This window comes from Streptomyces showdoensis (assembly GCF_039535475.1).
GTDB lineage: Bacteria > Actinomycetota > Actinomycetes > Streptomycetales > Streptomycetaceae > Streptomyces > Streptomyces showdoensis.
Genome location: NZ_BAAAXG010000027.1, coordinates 117,051 through 133,916, shown reverse-complemented (window position 1 = coordinate 133,916; position 16,866 = coordinate 117,051). Strand labels below are relative to the sequence as shown.

The window sequence follows — 16,866 nt, the reverse complement described above, 5'->3', positions numbered from 1 at the left end:
CGCGCGCTCACAGCACCTCGGTCACCGTCCCCGCCCCCACCGTCCGGCCGCCCTCGCGGATCGCGAAGCCGAGCCCCGGCTCCAGGGGGAGGTCCCGGCCGAGCTCGACGGTCATCGTGACCGTCTCGCCGGGCCGGGCGACGGCCCGGTCGCCGAGGTCGACGGCGCCGACGACATCGGCCGTGCGCAGATAGAACTGCGGCCGGTAGCCCGTCGCGACCGGCGTGCTGCGGCCGCCCTCGGCGGCCGACAGCACGTACACCCGCGCCGTGAAACGACGGCGCGGCACCAGACTGCCCGGCTGCGCCACCACGTGACCGCGCCGCACCTCGCCGCGCGGCACCCCGCGCAGCAGGAGCGCCACGTTGTCGCCGGCCTGGGCCGACTCCATCGGCTTCCCGAAGGTCTCGACGCCGGTCACGACCGTGTCGATGCCCGCGCCGGGCACCTCGACGCGGTCGCCGACCCGGACGCTGCCGCGCTCGACGGCCCCGGTGACGACCGTGCCGCGGCCGGTGATGGTGAGCACGTTCTCGACGGGCATCAGGAACGGCGCGTCCACGTACCGCTCCGGCACCGGCACGTACGTGTCCACGGCGTCGAGCAGGGCCTCCACGGACGCGGTCCAGCGCGGGTCGCCCTCCAGGGCCCGCAGGCCGGAGACCCGGATCACGGGCACGCCGTCGCCGCCGTAGCCGTGCGCGGTCAGCAGCTCCCGTACCTCCAGTTCGACCAGGTCGGCCAGCTCGTCGTCCGCACCGTCGGCCTTGTTGAGCGCGACGACGACGTGGTCGACGCCGACCTGCCGGGCGAGCAGGACGTGCTCGGCGGTCTGCGGCATGATCCCGTCGAGCGCGGAGACGACGAGGATCGCCCCGTCGAGCTGGGCCGCTCCGGTGACCATGTTCTTGATGTAGTCGGCGTGCCCGGGCATGTCGACGTGGGCGTAGTGGCGGGTCTCGGTCTCGTACTCGACGTGCGCGACGTCGATGGTGATGCCGCGGCGCGCCTCCTCGGGGGCGCGGTCGATCCGGTCGAAGGGGACGTACGCGGTCGGGCCGCCGGCGGTCCGCTCGCTGAGGACCTTGGTGAGGGCGGCGGTCAGGGTGGTCTTGCCGTGGTCGACGTGGCCCATGGTGCCGATGTTGAGGTGCGGTTTGGTGCGCGCGTATGCCTGCTTGGGCATGGCTGAATCGCTCGTTTCGGTGCTCGAAGCGTGTGTGGGGACCCCGGGGCCGGACCGACCCTCCCCCTGTGGGGTCCGCCGGACGGTCCGGGGAGGGTCAGCTTCGGTCGCCGCCGAGCGTCGGCACGGCCGCGCAGAACGCGCAGACCGGGACGGGGGCGGGAGCGGGAGCCGAGACGAGGACGGAGACGGGAACGGCAGCCTTCGGCGCGTCCGCGACTGCGGACGGCGCTGCGGGGAAGGCGTACCGGGACATGCCCACGATCATGGCGGCCCGGAGCGTCCGGGTCGACCGAATTTCCGCCCGCTCAGAGGTTCTTGAGGGCCTCGCGCACGGAGAGCGGGGAGAGCCTGGAGGCGTGGGCGGCGACGAAGGCGCGCACCTCGGCCGGGTCGGTCTTCGCGTACTCGCGCAGGCTCCAGCCGATCGCCTTGCGGATGAAGAAGTCGGGGTGGCCGGAGCGGAGCAGGCAGTACGAGAAGAGGCGCTCGGTGTCGGTGGACTCCTTGAAGCGCAGCTGGTGCAGGAGCGCGGTGCGCGCCACCCACAGGTCCTCGTCGGCGATCCACTCGTCCATCCGGGCCGCGAGCGCGGGATCGGCGGCGACGAGCGGGCCGACGACGTGGGCGGCGAGGTGGTCGACGGTGTCCCACCAGGAGACGGTGGTGACGAGGGCGCGGGCGACCGGCAGGAAGCCGGACGAGCAGCGCTTCACGTGGCGGCGCAGGTAGTCGACGGCGAAGTAGTGGTACTCCCGCTCGGGCAGGGCGAAGCAGCGCAGCGCGACGGCGGTGCAGTCGGCCTCGTCGGGGGCGGGCGTGCCGGCCAGGACGGTGCGGGACAGGGCGCGGCGCTCGGGGGTGCGCAGCCCGAGGAAGGGCGCGACGCCCTTCATGTACGCGATCATCTCCTGCGCCCGGAACGGGTCGCCGCCGGTGGGGTAGACCTCCGTCAGCCGGGCGAGCACGGTGTCGGCGAGGGCGCTGTCGGGGACTGCGGGGGACGCGGCGGGGGTCACCGCCCCACTCTAGGAGGGACGGGGGGAGCGCATCGGGCATGGCGCTCATTACGGCGATCACACACCGGTTTCGGTTACTCTCCCCGGATGTTCGAGCCCGTGTCCGTCCGCCGCTCCAGGGTGCTGCTCGCGCCCAAGGCCCGGCTGACGTATCTCGCCGTGATCCTGCTCGCCGCGGGGTCGTCGGTGCTGCTCTTCGAGCCGCAGCGGCTGCTCTCGGCCGGCTGGCCGCCCCAGCTGAGCGGCGTGGGCGCGGTGGTGGTCTTCGGTCTGGCGTACGGGGTGTGCACGGCGGCCCTCGTCCCGCGGCCGCTGCTGAACCTGGCGGCCGGTGCCCTCTTCGGCGCCCCGGCGGGCTTCGCCGCGGCCCTCGGTGGCACGGTGCTGGGCGCGGGCATCTCCTTCGCGCTGGGGCGGGCCCTGGGCCAGGACGCGCTGCGGCCGTACGTGCGCGGGCGCTGGGCGCTGGCGGCGGACGGGCAGCTGAGCCGGCACGGGTTCCGGTCGATGCTGGCGATCCGGCTGTTCCCGGGGATGCCGTTCGCGGTGGCCAACTACTGCGCCGCCATCTCCCGTATGAAGTACGCGCCCTTCCTGCTCGCCACGGGCCTCGGCTCGATCCCGAACACGGCCGCCTACGCGGTGGCGGGCAGTGAGGCCACCTCGCCGTCCTCCCCTGCCTTCCTGATCTCCGCGGGCTTCATCGTCCTGTCGGTGGCCGGCGCCGCGGTGGTCGGCTGGCGCAAACGGCACCGCCTCCGCGGTTCCGTGGGGGAGCCCGCGGAGGCGGAGCGTCCGGTGGAGTCGGTGCCGGCCTGATCAGCCGGTGGTGACCGTCGCGGTGCCGAGCTGCTGGTCAGCGCGCCCTGGGAGGACGCCACCGCCCCGGTGGCCCGCATCTCCACCACCGGTTCGGTCCTCTTCGAACTCGGCCTGACCGTCCGTTCGCGTAGGAGCGCGGGGGGGGGTGGGAGTCTCCGGGGGGGGGAGGAGCGCGGGGGATCCAGCCGCCCCGCCCCCTCAGATCGCTTCGACGATCATCGCGTTGGCGAGCCCGCCCGCCTCGCACATCGCCTGCAGCCCGTACCGGCCGCCCCGCGCCCGCAGCGCGTGCACCAGGGTCGCGGTCAGACGGGTGCCGCTCGCGCCCAGGGGGTGGCCGAGGGCGATGGCGCCGCCGTGCACGTTGACCCTGTCGAGGTCGGCGCCGGTCTCCTGGCGCCAGGCGAGGACGACGCTCGCGAAGGCCTCGTTGATCTCGAAGAGGTCGATGTCGGCGAGGCCGAGACCGGCCCGCCGCAGCACCTTCTCGGTGGCCGGGACCACCCCGGTCAGCATGAGCAGCGGGTCGGAACCGGTCACGGCGAAGGAGTGGAGCCGGGCGAGCGGGCGCAGCCCGAGGCGGCGCGCGGTGTCCGCCTCCATGACGAGGACGGCGGAGGCGCCGTCGTTGACCGGGCTGCTGTTGCCCGCGGTCACCGACCAGTCGATCTGCGGGAAACGCTCCGCGAAGCCCGGGTCACGGAAGGCGGGCCGGAGGCCGGCGAGGACCTCGGGGGTGGTCGCCGGCCGCACGGACTCGTCGCGGCGCACCTCTCCGTACGGGACGACCTCGGCGTCGAAGAGTCCGGCCGCCCAGCTCCGCGCGGCCTTGGCGTGCGAGGCCGCCGCGAACTCGTCCATGGCCGCGCGGCCGAGGGAGTACTTCGCGGCGATGAGCTCCGCGCTGATGCCCTGCGGGACCAGGCCCTCCGGGTAGCGTGCGGCGACGCCGGGCCCGAAGGGGTCGGCGCCGGGCGGCACGTTGGACCACATCGGGACCCGGCTCATGGACTCGACCCCGCAGGCGATCGCGATGTCGTTGGCGCCGGACAGCACGCCCTGGGCGGCGAAGTGGACGGCCTGCTGCGAGGAGCCGCACTGCCGGTCGACGGTCGTGGCGGGCACGGTCTCCGGAAGTCCGGCGCCCAGCCAGGCGTAGCGGGTGGTGTTCATGGCCTGCTCGCCGACCTGGTCGACGGTGCCGCCGATGACGTCGTCGACGAGGGCGGGGTCGATGCCGGTGCGGTCGACCAGGGCCCGCAGGGTGTGGGACAGGAGGGCGACGGGGTGGACGTCGGCGAGGGCTCCGCCGGGCTTGCCCTTCCCTATCGGCGTACGGACGGCTTCGACGATGACGGCGTCGCGCATGACACGGCTCCAGGAGGGTGAGTTGGAAAACTGGACCAACACCTGTCGGTAACATAGCCCAGTGAGTTGGATTTTCAAACCCTTCCCCGCCCGTCTGCCTTACCCTTGGGCCCATGAAGGCCGCCCCCCGCCCCTGCTCCATCGCCGACACCCTTGCGCTCGTCGGTGAGAAGTACGCCCTCCTCGTCCTGCGCGAGGTCTCGCTCGGCGTCCGCCGCTTCGACCGCATCGCACGCAACACGGGCGCGCCGCGCGACATCCTCACCGCCCGCCTCAAGCGGCTCGTCGAGGCCGGGATCCTGGAGAAGGTCGAGTACAGCGAGCGCCCCAGGCGCTACGAGTACCGCGCGACCCCGGCCGGAGAGGAACTGCAGCCGGTGCTGGTCACGCTGATGGCCTGGGGCGACCGCCACCTCAACGCGGAGCGGCGTCCGACGCTCCTGGAGCACAGCTGCGGCGAGGTGCTGAGCCCGCGCGTGATCTGCGCGAGCTGCGGCGACGAGGCGGACACGGCGAGCCTCAGGACCCTCGTCCAGGCCCCGGGCTGGACGACCACGGGGCCCGTGGAGGGCTGACCGCCGCGGACTCCCGCCCCTCGGGGGAGCCCGTCATCTTGGGGCGGTACGCTGCGCAGCGACCTTCTGACCGCACACGTACATACGGGACGGCCCTGGCCCCATGAGTTGGTTCGAATCATTCATCCTCGGACTCGTCCAGGGGCTGACGGAGTTCCTTCCCATCTCCTCCAGCGCGCACCTGCGGCTCACCGCCGCGTTCGCCGGCTGGCAGGACCCCGGCGCGGCGTTCACGGCGATCACCCAGATCGGCACCGAGACCGCCGTCCTCATCTACTTCCGCAAGGACATCGCGCGGATCGTCTCGGCCTGGTTCCGCTCGCTCTTCGACAAGTCGATGCGGTCCGACCACGACGCGCAGATGGGCTGGCTGGTCATCGTCGGCTCGCTCCCCATCGGCATCCTCGGCGTCACGTTCAAGGACCAGATCGAGGGCCCCTTCCGGGACCTGCGGCTGATCGCCACGACGCTCATCGTGATGGGCATCGTGCTCGGCGTCGCCGACCGGCTCGCGGCCCGCGACGAGATCGGCGGGCGCCACCGGGTGGTCCGCGAGCGCAAGTCGCTCAAGGAGCTCGGCGTACGGGACGGCCTGATCTTCGGCTTCTGCCAGGCGATGGCCCTGATCCCCGGCGTCTCCCGCTCCGGCGCCACCATCTCCGGCGGTCTGTTCATGAGCTACACCCGCGAGGCGGCCGCCCGCTACTCGTTCCTGCTCGCCATCCCGGCGGTGCTCGCCTCCGGCGTGTTCGAGCTGAAGGACGCGGGCGAGGGACACGTCTCCTGGGGCCCGACGATCTTCGCGACGGTCATCGCCTTCGCCGTCGGCTACGCGGTGATCGCCTGGTTCATGAAGTTCATCACCACCAAGAGCTTCATGCCCTTCGTGATCTACCGGATCGTCCTCGGCATCGTGCTCTTGGTCCTCGTCGGCACCGACGTCCTCAGCCCCCACGCGGGCGAGTCCGCGGGCTGAGCCGGGACGCGGGGCCGGGTACGACCGGCCCCGCGTCCGTCCGGGCGCCGGTCGTCCGGGCGCCGGTCGTCCGGGTGGCAGCTCGTACGTCGCCGCGGTTCAGCCCCGGTACGGAACCCGCGCCAGCTCCGTGATCCCGCCGAGCGTGCCCCACTCGTTCTTGCCGAGCCGGGACAGCGGCCGCATCAGCGCCATCTCCGGGTGCCCCTCGACGAGCACCGCCTCGTCGACCGCCGCGTGCACCACCCTGCCGAAGACCACCGTCGAGTCGCCGATCCGCAGCGTGCTGTGCAGCTCGCACTCCAGCGCCACCGGTGACGCGGCGACCCGGGGCGGCCGCACCCGCAGGCTCGGCTCCCGCTCGACGCCGCACGCGTCGAACTCGCTCGTCCCGCGCGGGAAGTCGGTCGCCGTGGCGTTGATCCGCTCGAAGAGCCCCTCGGGGGCGAGGTTCACCACGAACTGCCCCGTCTCCTCCACGTTGCGCAGCGAGTCCTTGCGCCCCACCGAGGTGAACTGCACGACGGGCGGCACGACCGAGGAGATCGTGAAGAAGGAGTGCGGGGCGAGGTTGTCGGTCCCGTCGGCGGCGGTGGTCGACACCCAGGCGATGGGCCGGGGCACGACGGTGGCGGTGAGCAGCCGGTAGAAGGAGTTCCGGTCGGTCCGCTCCGGATCGAAGTTCATGCGCATGCCCGAAAGTATGACGGATGTCGTACCAAGCCCCGCCCGCACGCCCCTTGGCCCCGGGCCCGCTCTGCCCGACACTGAACCGATGACGCAGCGCGTGGACCTCGCGACCGTGATGGACCGGCTCGCCATCGACGACCTGATCACCGGCTACGCGGTGGCCGTGGACGACTCCGACTGGGCGGCGTACCGCGCGCTGTTCACCCCGGACGGGCGCGCCGACTACCGCGGTTCCGGCGGGGTCGAGGGCCCGGCCGCGGAGGTCGCCGCCTGGCTCGCGGAGACGATGCGCCTCTTCCCCGTACGCCAGCACCTCATCGTCAACCGGCGGGTGCGCATCCAGGACCTGGGCGGCTACCCGGGCGACACGGCGACCGTGCGCGCCGACTACGTGAACCCCATGCGCTTCGAGTCGGGCGAGGACTTCGTGTGCGGCGGGCGCTACACGTTCGCGCTGCGCCGCTCGGGCGGCGGCTGGTTGCTGCGTTCGGTCGTCGTCGAGGAGAAGTGGCGCCGCATGTGAGGTCCACCGGCCGGGCCGCGCGCACACTGGTGGGGGTCCCCCCGGACGACGTCCGGGGGAGCGACACCCGGAGGCACGGCATGCGCAATCCGTTCGCGGGTCAGGGGCCCCGGTCCGGGCTCGGCCGGTCCGCGTTCGCCGTGCTCCTGGGGGCCCTGCCCGCCCTCGCCTTCCCCGCGCCGTCGCTGTGGTGGTTCGGGTACGTCGCCCTCGTCCCCTGGCTGCTGCTGATCCGTACGGCGCCGAGCGCGCGCCGCGCGGGTCTGGACGGCTGGCTGGGCGGGCTCGGCTTCATGCTCGGCGCGCACCAGTGGCTGCTGCCGAGCCTCCATGTCTTCCTGCTCGTCATCGCGGCGCTGCTGGGGCTGTTGTGGCTGCCGTGGGGCTGGCTGGTGCGGGCGATGCTGGGCGGGGAGCCGTCCGCGGGGCGGGCGGCCGCCGCGCTCGTCGTCGTGCCCTCGGGCTGGCTCCTGGTGGAACTGGCCCGGTCCTGGGAGGGCCTGGGCGGGCCGTGGGGGCTGCTCGGGGCCGGCCAGTGGCAGGTGCCGCCCGCGCTGCGGCTCGCCTCGGTCGGCGGGGTCTGGCTGGTGAGCCTGCTGGTGGTGGCGGTGAACACGGCCCTGGCCCTGCTCGTGGCGGTGCGGCCGGTGCGCCGGACCGCGCTGGTGGGGCTGGTGGGCTGCGCCCTCGTCCTGGGCCTGGCCTGGTGGGGCGCCGCCCCGCCGCGCACCGACGGCACGGCACGGATCGCGGTGGTCCAGCCGGGCGTGTTCGACGGGCCGGGCGGCGCGGACCGGCGCTTCGCCCGTGCCGAGGAGCTGACCAGGACGCTCGCCGGCCAACGGCCCGACCTGGTGGTGTGGGGCGAGAGCAGCGTCGGCGCGGACCTCGGGGACCGGCCCGACCTGACCGCCCGGCTCACCGCGCTGTCCCGGACGGTCGGGGCCCCGCTCCTGGTCAACGTGGACGCGCGCCGCTCCGACCGGCCCGGGATCTACAAGAGCGCGATCCTGATCGGCCCCCGGGGCCCGACCGGCGAGCGCTACGACAAGATGCGCCTGGTGCCCTTCGGCGAGTACGTCCCGGCCCGTGCCCTGCTCGGTTGGGCGACCTCCGTCGGCAAGGGGGCCGCGGGCGAGGACCGGCGGCGGGGCACCCGGCCGGTCGTGATGACGCTGCCCGCCCCGGAGGCGGGCGGGCCCGGCCTGCGGATCGGGCCGCTGGTCTGCTTCGAGTCGGCCTTCCCCGACATGAGCCGCCGGCTGGTCAGGGACGGCGCGGACGTGGTGGTCGTGCAGTCGGCGACCTCCACCTTCCAGGACACCTGGGCCCCGGCGCAGCACGCCTCGCTGGGGGCGCTGCGGGCGGCGGAGTCGGGGCGGCCGGTGGTGCACGCGACGCTGACCGGGATCAGCGCCGCGTACGGCCCCGACGGGCGGCGGACCGGCACCGCGCTCGGCACCGACCGCAGCGCCGCCACGGTCTACGCGCTCCCGCTCGCGCACGGGGTCACGCTCTACGACCGGTTCGGCGACTGGCCGGTGTACGGCGCGCTCCTGGTGATCGGCGCGCTGTGCGCGGCGGAGGGCGCGCGGACGCTCAGGAGGCCTGGGCGAGGGCCTCGCGTACCACCCGCTCGCACAGCTCGTGGGTCAGCAGGGCGTCCCGTGCGCTGAGCAGCCGCCCCTCGCGCACGGCGTCGAGGAAGGTGAGGACCGCCTGCTCGATGCCGCGCTGGCGGGCCACCGGCACCCAGTCGCCGCGGCGGCGCACGGTCGGCTGGCCCTTGTGGTCGACGATCTCGGAGAGGTTGAGGACCTGGCGCTTGCTGTCCTGCCCGGACACCTCCAGGACCTCCTCGGTGGAGCCGTTCAGACGGTTCATCATGCCGATCGCGGTGAAGCCGTCGCCGGAGAGCTGGAGCACGACGTGGTGCATGAGGCCGTCACGGACGCGGGCGCGCACGTCGACGTGGTCGACGTCGCCGGGGACCAGGAAGCGCAGCGTGTCGACGACGTGGATGAAGTCGTCGAGGACGAAGGTGCGCGGGTCCTCGGGCAGTCCGACGCGGTTCTTCTGCATCAGGATCAGCTCGCGGGGCTGCTCCAGGCACTGGGCGTAGCCGGGGGCGAGCCTGCGGTTGAAGCCGACGGCGAGGCTGACGGCGTTCTTCTCCGCCAGTTCCACGATCCGCTCCGAGTCGGCGTACTCGTAGGCGAGCGGCTTGTCGACGTAGGTCGGCACTCCGGCCGCCAGGAGCCGGCCGGCGATCTCGGCGTGCACGGCGGTCGAGGCGTGCACGAAGGCGGCGTCCAGCCCGACGGCCAGCAGCGAGTCGAGGTCGGTGTGCCGGCGCGCGGCGGGCAGGTGGTAGCCGTCGGCGACCCGTTCGAGGGTGGCGGGCGTGCGGGTCTGCAGGTGGAGTTCGACCCCGGGAAGGGCGGACAGGACGGGCAGATAGGCCTTCTGCGCGATGTCGCCGAGTCCGATGCAGCCAACCTTCACGGGTGCTCCTTGCCGTTGTTCGCTTCCGTCGCCCGAGGGGCCGTGGTCCCCGGGGGCCGGGTCCGCCCGAAGGGCCGTACGCGCCGGTCAGCTTACGCGCGGCCGTTCGGCGTCGGCGGGCGGGCACCAGTCCGCGATGCCGTCGAAGCCGCGCAGCACGAGCCCGGGGCCGAAGCGCGAGACGGCGATGACGGCCGCGTTCCGCAGGGCGACGGCGGGACGGGCGGAGAGCAGCGCGAGCCGGCCGGTGCGGGCGGCCTTGCGGACCAGGCCGCTGGTGCGCGGGAGCCGGTCGGCGGTGTAGCCGGCGAGCGCGGCCGGCACGGGCAGGCCGGGGCCCGCGTGGTGGGCGAGGACGATCGCGTCCTCGACGGCCTGGTTGCCGCCCTGGCCGAGGGTCGGCTGCATGGCGTGGGCGGCGTCGCCCAGGAGCGCCGTACGGCCCTGGTGGAAGGCGGGCAGCGGGTCGATGAGGTGGTGGACGTCGTGGCGCAGGACGGCGGACTCGTCGGCGGCCTCCAGGATCGCGGGCACGGGGTGGTGCCAGTCGCCGAACAGGCGCAGGAGCGCGGCCTTCTCGCCGTCGGGCGTGCGGGCCCCGGCGGGCGCGGCGGCCATGGCGTACGCGTAGACGCGGCCGTCCTTGAGGGGCTGGCTGCCCCACAGGCGTCCGGGGCCCCAGGTCTCGTGCGGGGCGAAGGGTTCGGCGGGGGCCGCTACGACGACCCGCCAGGTGGTGAAGCCGGAGTAGCGGGGCCCGGGGTGGGCGGGGAAGAGGGTGCCGCGGATCGCGGAGCGGATCCCGTCGGCGGCGACGACGAGTTCGGCCTCGTGGGTGCCGTCCGGGGTGGTGAGGCGGGCGGGCCGCCGGTCGCCGCCGGGGTCGGCGAGGACGGCGGCGCTCCCGGTGCGCACGGCGGTGGCCGGGAGGGCGGAGCGGAGGAGGTCGACGAGGGTCGAGCGGTGCAGCAGGACGACCGGTCCGCCGAAGCGTGCGGCGGCGGCCTCGGCGTCGGTGCGGGCGAGCCAGCGGCCGTCCGGGCGGCGCATCCCGCCGTCGCCCTGCCAGGCGGCGCGTGCGCGGACCGGGTCGCCGAGGCCGATCGCGTCGAGGGCGCGCAGGGCGTTGGGGGCGAGGGCGATCCCGGCGCCGACCGGGGTGAGGTCGCCGGCGCGCTCCAGGACGGTGACGTCCCAGCCGCGGGCGCGCAGGGCGATCGCGGCGGTGAGGCCGCCGATGCCGGCTCCGACGACGACGGCGCGGTGCTGTTCCATGGCTCCCCCTCGGACGGCTCCCCCGTCGCCGGACCGCCCCGGGGGACTACAGTTGTAGTGACTCCGCGACCGTACTACAGCCGTAGTCCCGAGAACAGACCACCGGCCGAATCCCCCCACACGCCCCGCCCCGGGACCCCTCGTCCGGCACCCCCGACCCCCTGACTACATGCGTAGTCCCCCACCGCACGGGGGCTCGGTAGGTTGTCCCCATGACCGCCGCACGGACCCCCGACGCCCCGCCCACCCGCGCCGAACGCATCGGCGACGCCGCCCTCGACCTGCTCGTCGAGCGCGGGATGCGCGGGCTCACGCACCGCGCCGTCGACGAGCGGGCCGGGCTCCCCCAGGGGTCCACCTCCAACCACGCCCGCACCCGGCAGGCCCTCCTGGAGACCGCGGTCCGCCGCCAGGTGGAGCGCGAGGCGGCCGTGCTCACCCCGGACGAGCTGCCCGCGGCCGACGCCGGGCCCGAGGCGCTCGTCGACGCCCTCGCGCTCGCCCTGCACCGCTACCTCACCGACCACCGGGCCCTGCTCGTCTCCCGCTACGAACTGGCCCTGGAGGCCACCCGCCGCCCCGAGCTGCGCGCCTTCTTCGACTCCGCGGGCTCGGTCTTCCACGGGCCGGTGACGGCGATGATGGCCGGGGCCGGATCCCCCGCGCCCGAACGGCACGCGCTCTCGCTCATCGCCTGGTGCGAGGGGCTGATGTTCTCCTGCGCGGCCGGCTCCTTCCACGCCGCCGTGCCCGCCCTCGCCGAACTCCGGACCGGCTTCGACGAGTTGCTGCGCGGCCTGCTCGGCCGCTGAACGGCCCGCCCGCGGACCGCTCGCCCGCGCACCGCGGGCGCCCCGCCGCAAAGGGCTGGCCCGCCGGACGATCATGGGCGACGATGCGGGGCATGACCACCGAACAGACCGACACCGGCTCCCGCGTCGACCCGGGCACCCTCACCGGCGAGCGCGAGGCCCTGGAGCAGTGGCTCGACTTCCACCGCGCGACCCTCGCGACGAAGTGCGAGGGCCTCGACGACGCCCAGCTGCGCACCCCCTCCGCCCCGCCCTCGGACCTCAACCTGATGGGCCTGGTCCGCCACATGGCCGAGGTCGAGCGCGGCTGGTTCCGCCGCGTCCTGGCCGGCGAGAGCGAGGCCGGCTGGATCTACACCACCAAGGAGGACCACGACGCGGACGTCCACGTCACCTCCGAGGACACCTGGGCGGAGGCCTACGCCACCTGGCAGGCCGAGATCGCCCACGCCCGGGCCAACGCCGCCGGCCGCGGCCTCGACGAGCCGGGCAGCGGCACGCACCGCAGCGGGAAGACCTTCAACCTGCGCTGGATCTACCTCCACATGATCGAGGAGTACGCGCGCCACAACGGTCACGCGGACCTGATCCGGGAGCGGATCGACGGCGCCACCGGGGACTGATCCCGCACCCGGGAGAGGCCGGGTCAGCCCGCGCCGGGGTGATCACTCATGCGGGGCATTCCCCGCGAGTAGGGGTGTGAGGAACCCCGTCCGACCAGCAGAGTTGCCCGGGTGCATGGAACCAGAACCACAGTGAGGATCCTGGCCGGGGGTCGCGATGGCCGCCCTCTCGGGCTGCGTCGCGGTGGAGCCGCCCCCCGCGGCCCCCCTCCCGGTCCCGAGCCCGGCCGACGCGCGGCCCGGTCAGGACGTCGCGCCGCAGATCGTCCAGGGACCCGCCCGCGAGGCCCTGGAGGCGGCGATGCCCGATCCCCCGGCCCCCGAGCCCCGCGCGTCCGCCGAGCGGCGGAGCACCGCCGACGGCGGGAGCGACGCGGGCGGGGGGGCGCGGCCGGAACGGCGACGACGCCCCGGCGCACCACGAGAAGAAGCACCCGTCCGCCGGCGCCGGGCAGCATCACCGCCACCCGGCCGTCGACCTGCCCGGGCTCCTCGGCAAGCCGCCGCGCTCCGCGGCCGAGGTGTGCGAACTGGGCGCGCGGTACGGAGGCTGGAGCCCGGAGAGCGAGCAGGCGAGGATCTGCCGTGGCAGCTACGGGCGCTGACCCCGCAGCCGCACCTCCAGGCGCTCGATCGCGGCCCGCACCCCGTTGCCGTAGCCGTCGTCGTCCAGGACCTCGGAGGCGGCGCGGGCCCGGTCCAGGTGGACGCGGGCCGCGTCCGGGCGGGCCAGCTTCACGTAGTCGGCGGCCAGGTTGAGGTGGAGCGAGGGGTAGAGGGCGCGCAGGGCCACCGCCGAGCCGTGGCGGGCCAGCCGGTCCTCGTCGAGCCCCTCGGCGGCGGTCAGGGCCCGCAGGTCCCAGGCCAGCTCGGTGTCGGGGTCGTCCTGCGCGTCGGCCATGTAGTGGGCGAGGGTGCAGCGGTGCAGCGGGTCGCCGTCCGGGCCGAGCTGCGTCCAGATCTCGCCGAAGCGGTTGCGGGCCTCTTCCCTGTCCCCGCCGTGGAGGAGCATCATCGCCTGCCCGATCCTGGTCATGACGCCGTCCTCCGACACCTGCTGCCCGGTCACTGCGGCCTCCACGCTGTCGATCCGGCCCCCGGTACGAAACGGGCCGGATCCGACGCTAGCCGCAGCCGCGCCGGATCCGGCCGAGGCTCAGCCGAGGTCGGGGATGCGCCAGTCGATCGGCTCGTGCCCCTGGGCGGCGACGGCCTCGTCGATCTGGGTGAAGGGGCGGGAGCCGAAGAACTTCTTCGCCGACAGGGGCGAGGGGTGGGCGCCCTTCACCACGACGTGCCGCTCCTCGTCGATGAGCGGCAGCTTCTTCTGCGCGTAGTTGCCCCACAGCACGAAGACGGCCGGGTCGGGGCGGGAGGCCACGGCGGTGATCACCGCGTCGGTGAACTTCTCCCAGCCCTTGCCCTTGTGCGAGTTGGCCTCGCCGGCGCGGACGGTGAGCACCGCGTTGAGCAGCAGGACGCCCTGCTCGGCCCACGGCATCAGATAGCCGTTGTCGGGGACCGGGTGCCCGAGCTCGGCCTGCATCTCCTTGTAGATGTTCCGCAGCGAGGGCGGGGTCTTCACGCCGGGGCGGACGGAGAAGCAGAGCCCGTGGCCCTGGCCCTCGCCGTGGTACGGATCCTGGCCGAGGACGAGGACCTTCACCTTGTCGAACGGGGTCGCTGCGAGGGCGGCGAAGACCTCCTCGCGCGGCGGGTAGACCGGCCCGTTGGCCCGCTCCTCCTCGACGAACTCGGTGAGCTGCTTGAAGTAGGGCTTCTGCAGCTCGTCGCCGAGGACGCCGCGCCAGGACTCGGGCAGCATGTCGGTGTCGGTCACGTCAACAACCTCCGGTGGGTGTTTCGTCGTTACGTACGAGAACCTACCGGGCCCCACTGACAACGGGGCCGCCGCCGCCGACGCCCCCGAAGCACTCGGGCCGCCGGCCCCCTCCCGGGGGTCCGGCGGCCCGTGGGTCCTACCAGCTGGTGCGGCGGCTGAGTTCCCACATCTGCATGACGGTCTGCGGGTCGAGCGCCCGCTCGCCGCCGCCGATGTCGTCGCTGGCGGCGATGTACAGCTTGCCCTGCCACAGCGGGAGCAGCCGGACGTCCTGCACCATGATCTCCTGGGCCTCCACGAAGTCGTCCGTGACGGCCGCGCGGTCGCTCTCGCGCCGGGACTTCGGGATCAGCTCGTTGGTGATCTTCGGGCTGACGTACGGGGTGCCGAGGACGTTCTCCTTGCCCACGAAGGGGGCGACGAAGTTGTCCGGGTCCGGGAAGTCCGGGAACCAGCCGCGGCCGAAGACCGGGTACTGGCCCTTCTGGTAGCCCGCCTGGAACTCCTTCCACGGCTTTCCGTGGAGGGTGATCGCGAAGAGGCCGCTCTCCTCCAGCTGCCGCTTGAGCTCGGCGAACTCGGCGGCGGTCGAGGAGCCGTACCGGTCGGTGGTGTACCAGAAGTCCAGCTTGACCGGCTTGGTGATGCCGGCGGCGCGCAGGATGGACTTGGCCTTGGCCGGGTCGGGCGAGCCGAAGCGGTCGTAGAACTTCGTGGTGTGGCCCGAGATGCCCTTGGGCACCATGGAGTACAGCGGCTCGGCCGTGCCCTGGTAGACCTTGCTCACGAGCTCGTCGCGGTCGACGAGCTGCGCGATGGCCTTGCGGACGGGGAGCCGGTCGACCGAGTCGTCACGGCTGTTGAAGACCAGGTAGCGGATGTCCGCACCGGTGGACTCGACGAGCTGGAGCCCCTTGTTCTCCGGCGTGTCGGCCTGGAGGGCGACGACCTCGGCCGCGGTGAGGCCGCGGTAGGTGGCGTCGATCTCCTTCTTCCTCAGCGCGGTGACCATCGGCTCGGACTCCTTGAAGTACCGAATGGTCACGCCGCCGTTCTTGCGGTCGGCGAAGCCCTTGTAGCTGGGGTTGCGGGTGAGCTCGGCCTTCTGGCCCTCGGCGTAGGAGTCGAGGACGTACGGACCGGAGCCGACCAGCTTGCCGTCCTTGCGGAGCTGGTCCGCCGGGTACTCGGCCGGGTCGACGATGGACATGGCCGGGGTGGCGAGGATGAACGGGAAGGTCGCGTCCGACTTGTTCAGCCGGAAGACCACCGTGCGGTCGTCGATCGCCTCGACCTTGTCGAGCGAGCCGAGCATGCCGTTGGGGCCGCCCTTGACGTCGATCTTCCGGATCCGGTCGATCGAGTAGCGGACGGCTTCGGCGTCCAGCTTGTGCCCGTTGGAGAAGGTCAGACCGTCGTGGAGGACGCACTCGAAGACCCGGCTCGAGCTCCCCTCCTTGAACTTGCAGTCGGCCGCGTCGGACTGCGGGCTGGTGCTGCCGGTCGGGAAACTCACGAGCGTCTGGAAGACATTCCGGAAAAGCTCCCAGGAATTGTCCCAGGCGGCCGCCGGATCAAGCGTGGACGGAGAACTCGTCGTACCGACGACGATTCTTTGATCCCCTGCGGATTCACCGTCCGAAAACACACTGCATCCGGACAGGAGGGATATGGACGCAAGGGCTGCAGCGGCCTGCAGACTGGTCCGGTTGAACACGTGCACGCTCCTCGTTCAGCCTGGGGTCGGCGAACGATACCGCAGCGCCCCGCCAGGTCAATGTTCGACCCTGGCGGGGCACTTGAGGCATTCCGCTTGCAATCGGGTCCAAACCGGTCACGAATTCAGGAAAGTGTCCGGATAGCGGTCACCCGACACCGGCGTTCAGGAAAAGACCGCCGTCGACGACGAGCGTCTGGCCGGTGATCCAGTCCGACTGCGCCGAGGTCAGGAAGGCCGCGGCACCGCCGATGTCCTGCGGCTCGCCGAGCCGCCCGAGGAGGTACGGGGCGGCCGCCTCGGCCTCCCGCCCCTCGTAGAGCGCCGCGGCGAACTTCGTCTTCACGACGGCCGGGGCGATGGCGTTGACCCGGACCGACGGGGCGAACTCGTGCGCCAGCTGGACGGTCAGGTTGATCATGGCCGCCTTGCTCATCCCGTACGCGCCGATGAACGGCGACGGGGCGAGGCCGGCGATCGAGGCGATGTTCACGATCGCCCCGCCGTGCTCCTTCTGCCACGCCCGGTAGGTCTGCTGGGCGAAGCCGAGCGCGGACACCACGTTGGTCTCGAAGACCTTGCGGGCCACGTTCAGGTCCAGCTCGGCGATCGGCCCGAAGACCGGGTTGGTGCCGGCGTTGTTGACCAGGAAGTCCACCCGGCCGAAGGCCTCCATGGTGGCGGCGACCGCCGCGGCCTGGTGGGCCTCGTCGTGCGCCTTGCCGGGCACGGCGATCACCCGGTCGGCCCCGAGGCGCTCCACGGCCTCCTTGAGGGCCTCCTCGCCCCGTCCGGTGATGCAGACCCGGTCGCCGCGGGCGACCAGGGCCTCGGCGACGCCGTAGCCGATGCCCCGGCTCGCGCCGGTGACCAGGGCGACCTTGCCCGAGAGCTCGGGCAGTTCCTGCGCGCTCATCGCGTTCTCCTCCCGC

Annotated in this window: 18 protein-coding genes; 7 read left to right on the top strand and 11 right to left on the bottom strand. The window is 73.3% G+C overall.

Going from position 1 to position 16,866, the window contains the following annotated elements; genetic code table 11:
* Positions 1 to 7: 7 nt before the first annotated feature.
* The 3 genes from tuf to ABD981_RS33435 form a co-directional block, all read right to left on the bottom strand.
* On the bottom strand, positions 8 to 1,186 hold the full coding sequence (gene tuf, locus ABD981_RS33445; protein ID WP_046911564.1) for an elongation factor Tu: 1,179 nt from the start codon (positions 1,184 to 1,186) through the stop codon (positions 8 to 10).
* Positions 1,187 to 1,283: 97 nt separating this feature from the next.
* Positions 1,284 to 1,442, bottom strand: a complete 159-nt coding sequence (locus ABD981_RS33440; protein WP_165591028.1) for a hypothetical protein — start codon at positions 1,440 to 1,442, stop codon at positions 1,284 to 1,286.
* Positions 1,443 to 1,494: 52 nt separating this feature from the next.
* Positions 1,495 to 2,205 carry a DNA alkylation repair protein gene (locus ABD981_RS33435; protein ID WP_046911563.1) on the bottom strand — a complete coding sequence of 237 codons (711 nt, stop codon included), beginning with the start codon at positions 2,203 to 2,205 and terminating at the stop codon, positions 1,495 to 1,497.
* A gap of 87 nt (positions 2,206 to 2,292) precedes the next feature.
* On the opposite strand from ABD981_RS33435, the gene ABD981_RS33430 reads away from it, so the two are divergent.
* The gene (locus ABD981_RS33430) at positions 2,293 to 3,024 is read left to right on the top strand and encodes a TVP38/TMEM64 family protein (protein ID WP_046911562.1); all 732 of its coding nucleotides are present in this window, start codon (positions 2,293 to 2,295) and stop codon (positions 3,022 to 3,024) included.
* 201 nt (positions 3,025 to 3,225) lie between these two features.
* On the opposite strand, the gene ABD981_RS33425 is transcribed toward ABD981_RS33430, so the two are convergent.
* Positions 3,226 to 4,395 (bottom strand): thiolase family protein, encoded by a 1,170-nt coding sequence (locus tag ABD981_RS33425; RefSeq protein WP_046912317.1) that lies wholly within the window; start codon positions 4,393 to 4,395, stop codon positions 3,226 to 3,228.
* Positions 4,396 to 4,508: 113 nt separating this feature from the next.
* Here ABD981_RS33425 and ABD981_RS33420 point away from each other — a divergent pair, with 113 nt between their 5' ends.
* The gene (locus ABD981_RS33420) at positions 4,509 to 4,970 is read left to right on the top strand and encodes a winged helix-turn-helix transcriptional regulator (RefSeq protein WP_046912316.1); all 462 of its coding nucleotides are present in this window, start codon (positions 4,509 to 4,511) and stop codon (positions 4,968 to 4,970) included.
* Positions 4,971 to 5,073: 103 nt separating this feature from the next.
* The gene (locus tag ABD981_RS33415) at positions 5,074 to 5,946 is read left to right on the top strand and encodes an undecaprenyl-diphosphate phosphatase (RefSeq protein WP_046912315.1); all 873 of its coding nucleotides are present in this window, start codon (positions 5,074 to 5,076) and stop codon (positions 5,944 to 5,946) included.
* 99 nt (positions 5,947 to 6,045) lie between these two features.
* Here ABD981_RS33415 and ABD981_RS33410 read toward each other — a convergent pair whose 3' ends face one another.
* Entirely contained in the window at positions 6,046 to 6,639 is a 594-nt protein-coding gene (locus tag ABD981_RS33410) for a flavin reductase family protein (protein ID WP_046912314.1), read from the bottom strand.
* Positions 6,640 to 6,721: 82 nt separating this feature from the next.
* On the opposite strand from ABD981_RS33410, the gene ABD981_RS33405 reads away from it, so the two are divergent.
* Together ABD981_RS33405 and lnt are read left to right on the top strand one after the other, a co-directional pair.
* Positions 6,722 to 7,159: a nuclear transport factor 2 family protein gene (locus ABD981_RS33405; protein WP_205628331.1), complete on the top strand. Its 438-nt coding sequence runs from the start codon at positions 6,722 to 6,724 to the stop codon at positions 7,157 to 7,159.
* An 80-nt stretch (positions 7,160 to 7,239) separates the two neighbouring features.
* Positions 7,240 to 8,835, top strand: a complete 1,596-nt coding sequence (gene lnt / locus ABD981_RS33400; protein ID WP_046912320.1) for an apolipoprotein N-acyltransferase — start codon at positions 7,240 to 7,242, stop codon at positions 8,833 to 8,835.
* Here the strand turns inward: lnt and ABD981_RS33395 are convergent.
* Together ABD981_RS33395 and ABD981_RS33390 are read right to left on the bottom strand one after the other, a co-directional pair.
* Complete coding sequence (locus ABD981_RS33395; RefSeq protein ID WP_046912313.1) at positions 8,759 to 9,664, bottom strand: Gfo/Idh/MocA family protein; 906 nt, start codon at positions 9,662 to 9,664, stop codon at positions 8,759 to 8,761. The two genes, lnt and ABD981_RS33395, sit on opposite strands and share 77 nt — an antisense overlap.
* An 87-nt stretch (positions 9,665 to 9,751) precedes the next feature.
* The gene (locus ABD981_RS33390; protein WP_046912312.1) at positions 9,752 to 10,939 is read right to left on the bottom strand and encodes an FAD-dependent monooxygenase; all 1,188 of its coding nucleotides are present in this window, start codon (positions 10,937 to 10,939) and stop codon (positions 9,752 to 9,754) included.
* Between the two features lie 212 nt (positions 10,940 to 11,151).
* Here ABD981_RS33390 and ABD981_RS33385 point away from each other — a divergent pair, with 212 nt between their 5' ends.
* Together ABD981_RS33385 and ABD981_RS33380 are read left to right on the top strand one after the other, a co-directional pair.
* The gene (locus ABD981_RS33385; protein WP_046912311.1) at positions 11,152 to 11,751 is read left to right on the top strand and encodes a TetR/AcrR family transcriptional regulator; all 600 of its coding nucleotides are present in this window, start codon (positions 11,152 to 11,154) and stop codon (positions 11,749 to 11,751) included.
* 83 nt (positions 11,752 to 11,834) lie between these two features.
* Positions 11,835 to 12,374 carry a DinB family protein gene (locus ABD981_RS33380; RefSeq protein ID WP_382747843.1) on the top strand — a complete coding sequence of 180 codons (540 nt, stop codon included), beginning with the start codon at positions 11,835 to 11,837 and terminating at the stop codon, positions 12,372 to 12,374.
* A gap of 592 nt (positions 12,375 to 12,966) precedes the next feature.
* On the opposite strand, the gene ABD981_RS33375 is transcribed toward ABD981_RS33380, so the two are convergent.
* The 4 genes from ABD981_RS33375 to ABD981_RS33360 form a co-directional block, all read right to left on the bottom strand.
* On the bottom strand, positions 12,967 to 13,410 hold the full coding sequence (locus ABD981_RS33375) for a hypothetical protein (protein ID WP_046912318.1): 444 nt from the start codon (positions 13,408 to 13,410) through the stop codon (positions 12,967 to 12,969).
* Positions 13,411 to 13,530: 120 nt separating this feature from the next.
* Positions 13,531 to 14,214, bottom strand: a complete 684-nt coding sequence (gene ung, locus ABD981_RS33370) for a uracil-DNA glycosylase (RefSeq protein ID WP_046912309.1) — start codon at positions 14,212 to 14,214, stop codon at positions 13,531 to 13,533.
* Between the two features lie 139 nt (positions 14,215 to 14,353).
* On the bottom strand, positions 14,354 to 15,934 hold the full coding sequence (locus tag ABD981_RS33365; protein ID WP_046912308.1) for an ABC transporter substrate-binding protein: 1,581 nt from the start codon (positions 15,932 to 15,934) through the stop codon (positions 14,354 to 14,356).
* Between the two features lie 148 nt (positions 15,935 to 16,082).
* Positions 16,083 to 16,850, bottom strand: a complete 768-nt coding sequence (locus ABD981_RS33360; RefSeq protein ID WP_046912307.1) for an SDR family oxidoreductase — start codon at positions 16,848 to 16,850, stop codon at positions 16,083 to 16,085.
* Positions 16,851 to 16,866: the final 16 nt, after the last annotated feature.